Source organism: Elioraea rosea (genome assembly GCF_007644105.1).
Classification (GTDB): domain Bacteria; phylum Pseudomonadota; class Alphaproteobacteria; order Acetobacterales; family Acetobacteraceae; genus Elioraea_A; species Elioraea_A rosea.
On the sequence record NZ_VFAC01000037.1, the window covers coordinates 1 to 12,729 of the forward strand.

Here is a 12,729-nt window from a genome sequence, read left to right on the forward strand (position 1 = left end):
GGCCGCCGCGGCGCTTCCCTCGCCCGCCCGCGCGGTCGAACGGCCCGAGGAGGCACTCGGCCCCGAGGCCGCCGCTGCAGCCGCCCCGGCCGCCCCGCCGGCGCCCTACACCCCCTCCCGCATCCGCCGCGCGCCCGTCGTGCCCATCACCTCCGGCGGCCAAGACCCGGCCTTCGTGCAGAAGATGATGCAGGGGCTCGAGGCCTATGACCGGGCGATGCGCACCCGCGCACCCGCCGCGACGCGCCCCGCTTCCGTGATGGAGGGCGCGGCGCCCTGACGCGGCCCTAACCACCTCTATCCGCGCGCGCGCTCTGGCTCCATCCTGCGGCGCCGTCGAAGAGGAGGGACAAGGCGCGAGATGGATGCCCTGCGGCGCAGGCTCGGCAAGACGCGGGCGAAGCTCGCGCGCTGGCGCTATGCGCCGCGCATCACCCACCCCGCCTTCACCAGGCCCCTGATCGGCCGCGACCCGCCCGCGGTGGAGCGCCTTCCCCCCGGCGCGGAGCCGGACGACGCGCTTCTCGCGCGGATCGCCGCCTGCTTCGCCGCGGCGCGCGGCCAGGCCACCTCCACCACCCCCTCGATGTGGGACGAGCACGAGAGGCTGCGCGCACCCTTCCTGGAGGCCCTCGAGGCGGCCGACCTGCCGCGCCTCCGCGCCCAGTTCGGCGACCTGTTCGGCGGCGTGCTGCTCGACGGCATGTCGCACGGCAATGCGCTGTTCGGCGACGAGGCCCGCAACCCTTACGGCGCCGGCTTCCTCGGCCTCCGTACGGTGGACTGCCTGCTCGCGCTGGCAGAGGCCACGGGCGAGGCCGCCGTGCCCTGCTACGCGCAGATGACGCTGCCGCGCTACATCGAGACCATGCAGGGAGACCTTGGCGCGCTTCTCGCGCGGCTCGAGGCCCGGCTCGGCTTCCCGCTCGCCATGCCTGCCGTCGGGCGGCCCTATGTGGTGCGCCTCGGCGGGACGGCGACGGCGCCCGACATCCTGCGCCACGCCTATCTCGCCCACCGGCTGCGCGAGCTCGGGCTCGGCGAGGGCGCGCGCGTGCTCGAGATCGGCGGCGGCTTCGGCATGTTTGCCTACTGCGCGCGCCGCGCCGGGCTCGGCCCCGTCACGATCATCGACCTTCCCTTCGTCGGCGCGATCCAGATGGGCTGGCTTGGCGCGGCACTCTCGCCGGCCGACGTGGCGGGCATCGGCGAGACGCCTGCGGCGGTGACGCTGCTTCCGCCCGATGCCGTCGCCGCCCTGCCGGATGACGGGTTCGACGTGGTGGTGAACGTCGACAGCCTGCCGGAGATGGGCCACGCCACGGCGCTCGCCTATCTCCGCGAGATCCGCCGCCTCGCCCCCCGCTTCGTCTCGATCAACCAGGAAACCCAGAAGGTGCATGCCGGGGCGGCGCAGAACCGCGTCGCCGCGCTGGCCGAGGAGGCGGGCGGGTACCACCGCGCATCGCGGTTCCGCCACTGGATGGAGCAGGGCTATGTGGAGGAGCTCTACCTGAGGTCATGAGAGCCTGTTTGACAATTCTACTGCCGTGGCCGTCTGGCATCGGTTTCCTGCACTTCCGGTGCTCACGGCCCTCAAGGCCGCTGCGCTCCGGGTCTCGGAAACCGCGCCATCCAACTCACGGCAGCAAATTCTCAAATAGGCTCTGAGCATGATCGCACCCGATGCCGCCCTCGTCCTCGCCCGCCCAGGCGAGACCACCGGAAGCTTCCTGCGCGGACCGGAGGCGCGGCCCTTCCGCTGCGCGCTCGGCCGTTCCGGCATCGTTCCGGCACGGGCCAAGCGGGAGGGGGACGGCGCGACCCCGGAAGCGACGCTGCCGCTCCGCTGCCTTCTGTTCCGGGCCGACCGGCTCGCCCGCCCACGCGCGGCCGTGCCGGCCGAGCCGATCGCGCCCGAAGACCTCTGGTGCGACGACCGGTCCGCGCCCGAATACAACCGCCCCGTGCGCGCGCCCTTCCCCCAGAGCCATGAGCGGTTGTGGCTCGAGGACCCGCTCTACGACATCGTCGGCGTGCTGGGCTGGAACGACGACCCGCCGGTGCCTGGCCGCGGCTCGGCCATCTTCCTGCATCTCGCGCGGCCTGGGCTCGCCCCGACCGAGGGCTGCATCGCGCTCGCGCTTCCCGACCTTCTGGCTGTCCTGCCGGGCCTTCGGGTGATCGAGGTCAGGCTCGCGTGAGCGGGGGGCGCGCGCCGAAGATGGCCGACCCGACCCTCACATGCGTCGCGCCATGCGCGATCGCCGTCTCGAAATCCCCGCTCATCCCCATGCTGACGACGCCGAGGCCGAGCCGCCCGGCCATGGCGGCGAGCAGGTCGAAATGTGGCCGCGGGTCATCCTCCACGGGCGGGATGCACATCAGGCCGGCGACGGGAAGGCCGAGCGCGTCGCGGCACTCGGCGACGAACGCCTCCGCCGCGTCGGGATCTATGCCAGCCTTCTGCGGCTCCCGCCCCGTGTTCACCTGCACCAGGAGATCGGGGCATCGCCTGGCGCGGGCCCGCTCCGCCGCGATGGCCTGGGCGAGCCTGGGGCGGTCGAGCGTCTCGATCACGTCGGCGATCGCCATCGCCTCGCGCACCTTGTTCGTCTGCAACGGGCCGATGATGTGGAGGCGAAGCGCGGGGTGGGCGGCGCGCAGGGCGGGGAACTTGGCCGCAGCCTCCTGCACCCGGTTCTCGCCGAACACCGCCTGGCCGGCGGCGAGTGCCTCTTGCACCGCCTCCGCGCCGTGCGTCTTAGACACCGCGACGAGCGTGACCGATCCCGCCGCGCGCCCCGCCGCGCGTTCGGCCGCGGCGATTCGCGCGCGCACGGCCTCGAGCCGGGTGGCGATCGTATCCGGGTCGGTCGCATCCAGGGCGGTTTGGGCCTGAACGGTCATGGCATCGTCCCTCATCGAGGCGGCGCGGGTGTTCCGCCGCCAGCGCGCGCGCCTTCCATACCTGATCCTGATGACCGACGAGAGGAGGGGAGGAGACCCGGTAGCGCTGGCTCGGCGCCTTCCGCGTGGGGCAGGGGTGATCCTCCGCCATGACGCCGCGCCCGACCGGCCGGCGCTTGCCGCCTCGCTCGCCCGGCTCTGTCGTGCCCGCGGCCTTCGCTTCCTCGTTGCGCGCGACGAGGCGCTGGCCCTGCGCCACCACGCCGGGTTGCATCTGGCCGACGGCATGCACCCACCGCTCCGATTCCGGCTCGAGCGCAGGCGCTCGGGCGCACTGCTGACCATGGCCGCGCACGGGCCTGCGGCACTTGCCCGGGCCCGCCGCGCGGGGGCCGACCTCGCCCTTCTCTCCCCGCTTCTTCCCACTCCCTCCCACCCTGGCGGACGGGCGCTCGGCACGGCCCGCTTCGCCGCCCTGGCCAGGCGGGCGGGGGTGGCTGTGGCCGCGCTGGGGGGCATCACGGCCCATCGGGTGGCCGCGGCGAGGGCGGCGGGCGCGTGCTCCGTGGCCGCGATCGGAGCCCTCGGACCACCCCGCTGAGCGGCCCTGTGACATTCGCGCCACGGTGTTTCCTGAAACGCACAATCGGCCTTTTCGGCCCGTGGACACGGCAACGCGAGGCTGCTCATAGTCTCGCCCAGGCCCGTCGTTCGGTCTGGGGCTTGGCGTCTCGCGCGTCAGGCCCGGGGGGTAGAGGACGAGCCGACTAGGGTGCGCTGGAAGGGTCCGGCGCGTAAACATGGAGAGGGAATAGGATGCGCAAGATCCTTCTCGCCACGGCGGCCGGCTTTGCCGCGTTCGTGGCGGATGGCGTGGCGCCGGCCCGGGCCCAGGCGGGCACCGAGGTGACGGGTCAGGCGACGCCGACCCCGGGCATCACCGCCCGGTTCAACGGCCGCTACCGCATGTACATGGGCTGGGTCGACCAGGACACGACCGTCAGCGACCCCGTGACGGGCGCGAAGGAACAGGATACGTCGAACATCGACTTCATCGACTATGCCCGTCTCTTCGCGGGCTTCGATGGCGTCGCGGCGAACGGCCTCCGCTACGGCGCGACCCTCGAGATCCGCATGGGCTCCGGCGGCAACGCTCCCGGCGACACCCGCTCCGGCCTGTTCTATCGTCGCGCCTGGGGCTATGTCGGCACGCCGACCCTTGGCCAGATCCGCGTGGGCTCGGGCCCGACGGGTGCGGTCGAGACGATGCATGTCGGCCACATCACGGGCTTCGGCTCCGGCGGCTGGGACGGTGACGCCCCGGGCTTCGTGATCGGCGCCAACCCGTCCGACAGCTACTGGTACTCGTCGTCGGGCCGGAACAACTACACGAAGATCGGCTACTTCTCGCCGCAGTTCTTCGGCTTCGACCTCGGCCTGTCCTACGGCCCGAATGACGGCGAGTTCGGCGGCGACGGCTCGTGCTCCTTCGCCAACTTCGCTGGTGCCGCGCCGGCAAACTGCGACCGTCTCGACGAGACGATCACGGGCGCGCCGCTCTACCGCGCTCAGGACATCTACGAGATCATGCTCCGCTACCGCGGCACCTTCGGCCCCGTCGGCGTGGCGGTCTCCGGTGGTTACGTTGGCTCGGGCGTGGTCGACAACCTCGCTCCGGCGGACGTCTCCGCGAAGGGCCTGAGCGTCGGTGTCGGCGGTGCGACGGTGTCGTGGGCCGGCCTGACCGTCGGCGGCATCATCTCCGGCGGCCGCGCCAACCTCGGTGCTGGTTCGTTCGGTGCCGCGAGCGCCGATGGCACGCTTGCCAACCTCACGGCGACGAACGCGTTCACCGGCGGCAGCCTGACGCCGCGGCTCGACGTTCCGGGCGGCGACAACTCCGACATGTTCACGTGGTCGATCGGCGCCCAGTACACGTTCGGCCCGTTCGTGGTCGGCGCGCAGTGGAGCGAGAACGAGAGCGCGGGCAGCCAGCTCGCGGGTACCGGCAAGCGTGAGCGCACGGCGCTCGCGATCGGCGGCACCTGGAACATCGCTCCGGGCCTGGCGCTGTTCCTCGAGTACCTCTACGGCAAGGTCGAGGAGGACAACGTCAACATCATCACCGGTGCGGCTGGCACGACGGCCAACAACTCCGTCGACGTCAACCTCGTCTCGCTGGGCATCTCGTTCCAGTGGTGAGCTGACCCGGGACGGTCGCAAGACCATCCCGGACGGATCGGGGCGGCAGGGCAACCTGCCGCCCCTTTTCTTTTCGCGCCGCCTCGCGGCGGGGCGGGTTTCGCTGCAGCGCTGCAACAGTCGCGTGAAATCCGCGACAGGGCGTGTCCGACAATCTTCGAAGGCGCAGGGGCACCTGCTAGGCTTCCCGTTCTGGGCCAATGCGACCTGTGACCGAGGATCGACGATGCGCAAGCTGATGTACGGCACCGCCGCGGCACTCGCCCTCGCCGTCGCCGAGGGTGCATCCCCTGCGGCCGCCCAGGCCGGGACGGAGGCCAGCGCCGGCCAGGGCACGCCCACGCCCGGGCTCACCGCCCGATTCAACGGCCGCTACCGCTTCTTCGTCGGCTTTGTCGACGAAAGCCCCGACACCGCCTTCGACGCCGGCACCGGCGCAAAGGAGCAGGGCGCAAACGGTTTCGACATGATCGACTACGCGCGCCTGTTTCCCGGCTTCGACGGCGTGGCGGCGAACGGCCTGCGCTACGGCGCCTCACTCGAGATCCGCATGCGCTCGGGTGGCGAGCCTCCTGGCGACGGGCGCTCCGGCCTCTTCTATCGGCGTGCGTGGGGCTATCTCGGCACGCCGAACCTCGGCCAGATCCGCGTCGGTTCCGGCCCGACCGGGGCGGTGGAGACGATGCATGTCGGCCACATCGCCGGCTTCGGCTCGGGTGGCTGGGATGGCGACGCGCCCTCCTTCCTGATCGGCGCCAACACGGCGAATGCGTTCTGGTACGCGTCTTCGGGCCGCAACAACTACACGAAGATCGGCTACTACTCGCCGCAGTTCTTCGGCTTCGACCTCGGCGTGTCGTACGGCCCGAACGACGGCGAGTTCGGCGGCGACGGCGCGTGCTCCTTCGCCAACTTCGCCGGCGCCGCGCCGCAGAACTGCGACCGGGTGGACCAGTCGATCGACAGCCGCGCGCTCGTGCGCGCGCAGGACATCTTCGAGGCCATGCTGCGCTACCGGGGCACGTTCGGGCCCCTCGGCGTCGCGATCTCGGGCGGATATGTCGGATCGGGCAGGGTCGACAACCTCTCGCCGACGGTCGGCGCCGTCCAGGCCCAGGGGCTCTCGGTCGGGCTGGGCGGCGCGACCGTCTCCTGGGCCGGGTTCACCGTCGGCGGCATCATCTCGGGCGGCCGCGCCAATCTTGGCAGCCAGGGCTTCACCGGCAACGATGCGACCGCCACCTCGCTCGCGGGCTTCTCGGCAGGCAGCCTGACGCCGCGCTTCGACGTACCGGGCGGCGACAACACCAACCTCTTCACCTGGTCGCTCGGCGCGACCTACACGGCGGGCCCCTACGTGTTCGGTGGCCACTACTTCAACCAGGACAGCGCGGGCCACCAGGCGGCCAACACCGGCAAGCGCGAGAGCGAGGGAATCGCCCTCGGCATCACCTGGAACATGGCGCCAGGCCTCGCACTCTTCCTCGAATATCTCTGGGGCGAGGTGAAGGAGGCGAATGTCGACCTGGTCTCCGGCGCGGCCGGCAGCGGGGCCAACAACAAGGTCGATGCCCAGATCGTCTCGCTCGGCTTCAGCTTCCAGTGGTAGGAGCCGGAAGCGTCGCCCCTCCGACGCGTTAGGTCCGGATTGCGCGGTTTTCCGTTGACGCCGGGCGATGGAACGCCCATCCAACACGTCAGGAAACCGACACGGACCATGTCTGCCATGCCCGACGCGCCGCACCCGACGCGCGCCTTCCGCTCCGCACCCGCCTGCGGCGTGCTGCTGCTTGTCTGCGGCCTCGTCGTCGCGGGCTGCGGCCAGGGCCGCTACGTGGAGCAGAGCGAGTACAACGACCCCGCCCGCTCCTCTCAGCGCGGCTCGCTGCTTGGCAATGAGGGCGTGTTCTCCATCTTCGGCGGCTCGACCAACCGCAACGCCGAGCAGGGGGCAGGGGCCCTCGGAGTCAACGCCTTCCTCTGGCGCGGCTCGCTCGACACCCTCTCCTTCATGCCGCTGGTCTCGGCCGACCCGTTCGGCGGCGTCATCATCACCGACTGGTACTCCCCGCCCGAGACGCCGGGCGAGCGCTTCAAGGTGACGGTCTACATCCTCGGCCGCCAGCTCCGCTCGGACGGCGTGCGCGTCTCCGTGTTCCGCCAGGTCGAGAACCGCGGCCAGTGGGTCGACGTTCCGGTGAGCCAGGACATGGCGCCGCAGCTCGAGGACAAGATCCTCGCCCGCGCCCGCGACCTGCGCATCCAGTCCACCCAGACAGCCGGCCGCTGACGCCGGACCGCCCGTCAGACACGCGCTGGAAGGGTCTGGCGGCGCGCGACGAAGGCGCTACTCTCCGACCCGACATGGACACGACACACGACATCGCGCGGGATCAGGCCCGCTACGACGCCGCCGACAGCGAACCGCGCTGGCAGAAGGCGTGGGAAGACGCCGCCTGCTTCGCCGCCCCGGATGTGCCGGACGGCACCAGGCCAAAGTACTACGTGCTCGAGATGTTCCCCTATCCCTCGGGGCGCATCCACATGGGGCACGTGCGCAACTACACGCTCGGCGACGTGGTCGCCCGCTACAAGCGCGCGCGCGGCTTCGCGGTGATGCATCCGATGGGCTGGGACGCGTTCGGGCTTCCGGCCGAGAACGCCGCCCGCGAGCGCGGCATCCACCCCGCGCGCTGGACCTACGACAACATCGCCACGATGCGGGGCGAGCTCAAGCGCATGGGCCTTTCTCTCGACTGGTCGCGCGAGTTCGCCACCTGCGACCCCGAGTACTACGGCCAGCAGCAGGCGCTCTTCCTCGACTTCCTCGCCGCAGGCCTCGTCGAGCGCAAGGAAGCCTTCGTCAACTGGGACCCGGTGGACGGAACCGTTCTCGCCAACGAGCAGGTGATCGATGGGCGCGGCTGGCGCTCCGGCGCGCTGGTGGAGCGGAAGAAGCTCTCTCAGTGGTTCTTCTCGATCACGAAACAGGTCGACGACCTGCTCGCCGCGCTCGAGACGCTCGACCGCTGGCCGGAGCGCGTGCGGCTGATGCAGAAGAACTGGATCGGCCGTTCGGAAGGCGCGCGGGTGCGCTTCGCGCTCTCCGAGCCCGTCGCCGGCGCGGTGGACGTCGAGGTGTTCACCACCCGGCCCGACACGCTGTTCGGCATGAGCTTCCTCGCGCTCTCGCCCGACCATCCGGTGACCGCAGCACTGGCAGAACGTGACCCCAAGGTTGCCGAGTTCGTCGCCGCCTGCCGCACCGAGGGCACGACCGAGGCCGCGCTCGAGACCGCCGAGAAACGCGGCGTCGATACCGGCGTCACCGTCACGAACCCGCTTAACGGGCGCAGCTACCCGGTGTGGGTGGCGAACTTCGTGCTGATGGAATACGGCACCGGCGCGATCTTCGGCTGCCCCGCGCATGACCAGCGCGACCTCGATTTCGCGCGGAAATACGCCCTCTCCGTCACCCCCGTGGTGCTGCCGAAGGGCGAGGACGCGGCCGCGTTCGCCCAATATTTCTCTGGCGCCGACACCGCCTTCACCGATGACGGCACGCTGATCAACTCGAGCTTCCTCGACGGCCTTGCCGTTCCTGAGGCGAAGCGCCGCGTGATCGAGGAACTCGAGCGCCTAGCCGCGGGCCAGGGCGTGGTTCAGTGGCGGCTCCGCGACTGGGGCGTCTCGCGCCAGCGCTACTGGGGCTGCCCGATCCCGGTGATCCACTGCGAGGGCTGCGGCATCGTTCCGGTGCCGAAAGCCGATCTTCCGGTGCGCCTGCCCGACGACGTGGATTTCGCGCGGCCAGGCAACCCGCTCGACCATCACCCCACCTGGAAGCATGTCGACTGCCCGCGCTGCGGCAAGCCCGCGCGGCGCGAGACCGACACGTTCGACACGTTCGTCGACAGCTCCTGGTACTTCGCGCGCTTCACCGCGCCGCGGCACCCAAGCCCGACGAACCGCGACGCGGTGGATGCATGGCTGCCGGTCGACCAGTACATCGGCGGCATCGAGCACGCGATCCTGCACCTTCTCTACTCGCGCTTCTTCACCCGCGCGATGCGTGACACCGGCCACCTCTCCCTGCCCTCCGGCGAGCCGTTCGCCGGCCTCTTCACGCAAGGGATGGTCAAGCACGAGACCTACAAGGACCCCGACGGGCGCTGGCTTTACCCGACCGAGGTCGAGAAGCGGCAGGACGGCCTCGCGCTCATCAAGGGCACGAACCAGCCCGTCACCGTCGGCGCGGTCGAGGCGATGTCGAAGTCCAAGCGCAACACGGTCGACCCCGGCGCGATCATCGATCGCTACGGGGCCGATACGGCGCGATGGTTCATCCTCTCCGACAACCCCCCCGAGCGCGACATGGAGTGGACCGAGGCAGGCGTGGCCGGGGCCGCCCGGTTCGTGCAGCGCCTCTGGCGCCTCTGCAACGGCGCGCTCGCGACGCTTCCTGCCGCCGGCACGCCTGCTCCGGACGGTGAGGCGCCGCTTCGGCGTTCCACCCACCGCACCATCGCCGGGGTGACGGAGGCGCTCGAAGGCTTCGCCTTCAACGTCGCGGTCGCGCGGCTCTACGAGTTCGCCAACGCGATCGCCGACGCGAAGGGAGACGATGCCGCCACCGCCTGGGCACGCCGCGAGGCGCTCGAGACGGCCGCGCGGCTCGTCGCCCCGATGATGCCGCATCTCGCCGAGGAGCTCTGGTCGATGCTTCGCCCCGGCGCGGGGCTCGTCGCCGCGCTTCCCTGGCCGGAGGCCGACGCCACGCTCGTCGCTGCCGACACGGTGACGATCGCGGTGCAGGTCCTTGGCAAGCTTCGCGGCACCATCACCGTTCCCGCAGGTGCTTCAGAGGCGGAGGTGCTCGCCGCCGCGGAAGCGGAGGAGAACGTCGCGCGCGCTCTCGCAGGCAAGACGATCCGGAAACGCATTCATGTGCCCGGGCGGATCGTCAACTTCGTCGTCTCCTGAGATGCGCCGCCGCGGGCTGATCGCGCTCGCGCTGCTGCCGCTCGGCGCCTGCGGCTTCCGCCCGCTCTATGGCGAGGCGCCTTCGGGCGGCCCGGGCAACAACACCTCGGGCGATCTCGCGGCAACGCGCGTCAACCTGATCGCGGACCGCGAGGGACAGCTTCTTCGCCGCGCCCTCGTCCAGCGCCTCGGCAGCGATCGCGGCGCCCCGGCGCAGTACCAGCTTTCCGTCCGCGTCACGATCCGGCGCGACCAGGTGGCCGTGCAGCAGGACCAGACGGAGACGCGAAGCCGCGTCACCGCCACCGCCGAATACGTGCTGCAGCCGCTCGCGCCGCCGGGCACGCCGATCAAGACCGGCCGGGCGCTGGCGGCGGACGCGTTCAACGTCGGCACGGACCAGTATTTCGCCGCGCAGCTTTCCGGCGAAGCGGCGATTCAGCGGATCGCCGAGCGTCTGGCCGAGGACATCACCGGCCAGCTCGCCGCCTTCTACGCGCAGCGGCGGCAGGCCACCGCGCGCGCCTCGTGAAGCTCGACGCACGGCGCATCCCCGCCTTCCTGGCGGACCCCGGTGCTGCGCGCGGCGTGCTTCTCTACGGCCCCGATACCGGGCTCGTCCGCGAGCGTGCGGAGGGGCTCGTCCGCCTCGCCGCCGGCAGCCTCGACGATCCGTTCCGCGTCTCGGAGCCGAGGCGCGAGCAGGCCGCGTCCGACCCCGGGCTTCTGGCGGGAGAGATGGCGGCGCTGAGCCTGATGGGCGGCCGCCGCGCCGTGCGCCTGCGCGAGGCGACCGACAGCCTCGCCCCGGCGATCGAGGCCGCGCTCGCCGTGCCCGGCGACACGCTCCTCGTCGTCGAGGCGGGCGAGCTTCCCGCGCGCTCGAAGCTCCGCGCGCTGTTCGAACGCGCGGCGAACGCCGCCGCCGTGCCCTGCTACGCCGACACGGGGGCTGCACTTCGCCAAGTGATCGCGCAGACCCTCGGCGAGTCGGGCGTCACGGCCGATGCCGATGCGGTGGCGTGGCTTGCCGACAATCTCGGAGCCGACCGTGGCCTGACGCGAAGCGAGCTTGCCAAGCTCGCGCTCTATGCCGGCGAGGGCGGGCGCGTGACCGTTGCCGATGCGCGGCTGAGCGTGGGCGACCATGCCGGGCTCGGGCTCGACGATGCGCTGTTCGCCGCAACCGCGGGCGACGTTGCGGGGGCGGACCGTGCGCTCGCGCTCGCCTTCGAGGAGGGTGCGAACCCGGTGCAGATCGTGCGCGCAGCGCTCCGGCACATGCAGCGCCTGCATCTCGGCGTCGCAGAGGGCCTCGGCGCGCTCGCGCCGAAGGAGGCGGCACAGCGCTCGCGCCCACCGGTGTTCTTCCGCCACGAGGGCGCCTGGCACCGCGCCCTGCAGGGCTGGACCGAGCAGCGCGCAGCGACGGCGTGCGAGCGCCTTCTCTCCGCCGAGCTCGCCTGCAAGACGACCGGTGCGCCGGATGTGCTGATCGCCTCCCGCGCGGTGCTCGACATCGCCCGCGCGGCGCGCTCCTCTCAGCGATAGCCGGGGGTTCCCTGCCCTCTGTCGCCGGGCGCGCTCCGCGCGCTTGGCTCGCCGCATCAGCGGCGGGCCGCCTTCGCGGCCTTGGCGCGAGCGAGAAGCTCGCGCCGCCCCTGTCAGCGGTAGCCGGCCTTCGGCGCCTCCGCCTTGTCCTCGACCCCGCGCATCGCTGCGCCGGCGGAGGCCCAGAATCGCTGCAGGATCGACACATCCCAGCCGATGCAGAAATGCCGCACGCCCATCGCACGATACCGCTCGGCCTGCGCCGGCTCATGGATCTCCGCGCGCGGGTGCAGGCCCTTGGCGAGCGCCGTTTCGATCACGCGCCGTTCCGCCTCCTGCACCTTCGGGTGCGCGAACTGGCCCGGGTGGCCGATGCCCATCGCATAGTCCGCCGGGCCGAACTGAACCATGTCGATGCCCGGAACCGAGAGGATCGCATCGAGATTCTCGAGCGCCTCGACCTTCTCGACCATGATGGCGACGACAGCCTGCTCGAGCGCCGCGACATAGGCTGTGTTGCCGACATCCCGCAGCGTACCCACGTCGCGCCGCATACCCACCCCGTGCAGCCCGACGCGCGACAGCCCCGGCGACTTCGGTGACTCTGCCCGCACGGCGGCGACAGCAAGCTTCGCGTCCTCCACCGTCCGCACATCGGCGAACAGCACGTTCTGGTGGCCTGAGCCGATCGCGCGCATGGCCTGGTGCAGATACTCGCCCTGCTCGACCTTCATCATGCCCGAGAGGTCGCAGAGCTCGAGCGCGCGGCCGAGATTGTCGAGGTCGTGCATCGTGAACGGCGCGTACTCGGCGGTGAACTCGATGTAGTCGAAGTGCCCCGTCGCGCCCACGAGCTCGACGAGCGTCGGCCAGACGGAGAGCAGGTGCGTGCCCAGCGTCGGCCTTCCGGCCTCGAGCGCCTCGCGCAGTCGGTTTCGGCGCATGGTGATGGTCCTCCCGGCTTCGTCCTGACGAAATTCCTCGTGGCGGAACCGTTCCACAGCCGCGCGCGCGCGACCAGGGGTTTCGGGGTTGTCGCGGGCCCGTTGCTTCGCCACGCTCGGCCGGAACGATCCGCCGCAG

The 12,729-nt window shown here is 71.4% G+C and carries 12 protein-coding genes; 10 read left to right on the plus strand and 2 right to left on the minus strand.

Annotated features, from left to right (window positions below):
- The 3 genes from FIF60_RS21730 to FIF60_RS17605 all read left to right on the plus strand — a co-directional run.
- Positions 1 to 280 (plus strand): hypothetical protein (locus tag FIF60_RS21730; protein ID WP_204251237.1); only part of this gene is annotated, 280 nt, incomplete at its 5' end.
- A gap of 81 nt (positions 281 to 361) precedes the next feature.
- A complete protein-coding gene (locus tag FIF60_RS17600; RefSeq protein ID WP_144299599.1) occupies positions 362 to 1,525 on the plus strand; it encodes a putative sugar O-methyltransferase in 1,164 nt (387 codons plus the stop codon).
- Between the two features lie 148 nt (positions 1,526 to 1,673).
- Positions 1,674 to 2,204, plus strand: a complete 531-nt coding sequence (locus FIF60_RS17605) for a L,D-transpeptidase family protein (protein WP_144299600.1) — start codon at positions 1,674 to 1,676, stop codon at positions 2,202 to 2,204.
- Here the strand turns inward: FIF60_RS17605 and FIF60_RS17610 are convergent.
- Positions 2,191 to 2,910 (minus strand): YggS family pyridoxal phosphate-dependent enzyme, encoded by a 720-nt coding sequence (locus FIF60_RS17610; protein ID WP_204251238.1) that lies wholly within the window; start codon positions 2,908 to 2,910, stop codon positions 2,191 to 2,193. The two genes, FIF60_RS17605 and FIF60_RS17610, sit on opposite strands and share 14 nt — an antisense overlap.
- On the opposite strand from FIF60_RS17610, the gene FIF60_RS17615 reads away from it, so the two are divergent.
- The 7 genes from FIF60_RS17615 (at position 2,909) to holA (ending at position 11,646) form a co-directional block, all read left to right on the plus strand.
- Positions 2,909 to 3,511, plus strand: coding sequence for a thiamine phosphate synthase (locus tag FIF60_RS17615; protein WP_204251239.1), 603 nt, complete (start codon positions 2,909 to 2,911; stop codon positions 3,509 to 3,511). The genes FIF60_RS17610 and FIF60_RS17615 overlap by 2 nt on opposite strands.
- Positions 3,512 to 3,726: 215 nt before the next feature.
- Positions 3,727 to 5,112, plus strand: coding sequence for a porin (locus FIF60_RS17620; protein WP_144299603.1), 1,386 nt, complete (start codon positions 3,727 to 3,729; stop codon positions 5,110 to 5,112).
- Between the two features lie 226 nt (positions 5,113 to 5,338).
- Positions 5,339 to 6,721, plus strand: a complete 1,383-nt coding sequence (locus FIF60_RS17625; protein ID WP_144299604.1) for a porin — start codon at positions 5,339 to 5,341, stop codon at positions 6,719 to 6,721.
- 117 nt (positions 6,722 to 6,838) lie between these two features.
- Positions 6,839 to 7,402, plus strand: a complete 564-nt coding sequence (locus FIF60_RS17630; protein ID WP_144299605.1) for a DUF3576 domain-containing protein — start codon at positions 6,839 to 6,841, stop codon at positions 7,400 to 7,402.
- Positions 7,403 to 7,476: 74 nt separating this feature from the next.
- Positions 7,477 to 10,095 (plus strand): leucine--tRNA ligase, encoded by a 2,619-nt coding sequence (gene leuS, locus FIF60_RS17635; protein WP_144299606.1) that lies wholly within the window; start codon positions 7,477 to 7,479, stop codon positions 10,093 to 10,095.
- A 1-nt stretch (position 10,096) separates the two neighbouring features.
- Complete coding sequence (gene lptE / locus FIF60_RS17640; protein WP_158639281.1) at positions 10,097 to 10,627, plus strand: LPS assembly lipoprotein LptE; 531 nt, start codon at positions 10,097 to 10,099, stop codon at positions 10,625 to 10,627.
- Entirely contained in the window at positions 10,624 to 11,646 is a 1,023-nt protein-coding gene (gene holA, locus FIF60_RS17645) for a DNA polymerase III subunit delta (RefSeq protein WP_144299608.1), read from the plus strand. Before lptE ends, holA begins: the two co-directional genes overlap by 4 nt.
- 113 nt (positions 11,647 to 11,759) lie before the next feature.
- On the opposite strand, the gene FIF60_RS17650 is transcribed toward holA, so the two are convergent.
- Positions 11,760 to 12,590 carry an HpcH/HpaI aldolase family protein gene (locus tag FIF60_RS17650; RefSeq protein WP_144299609.1) on the minus strand — a complete coding sequence of 277 codons (831 nt, stop codon included), beginning with the start codon at positions 12,588 to 12,590 and terminating at the stop codon, positions 11,760 to 11,762.
- Positions 12,591 to 12,729: the final 139 nt, after the last annotated feature.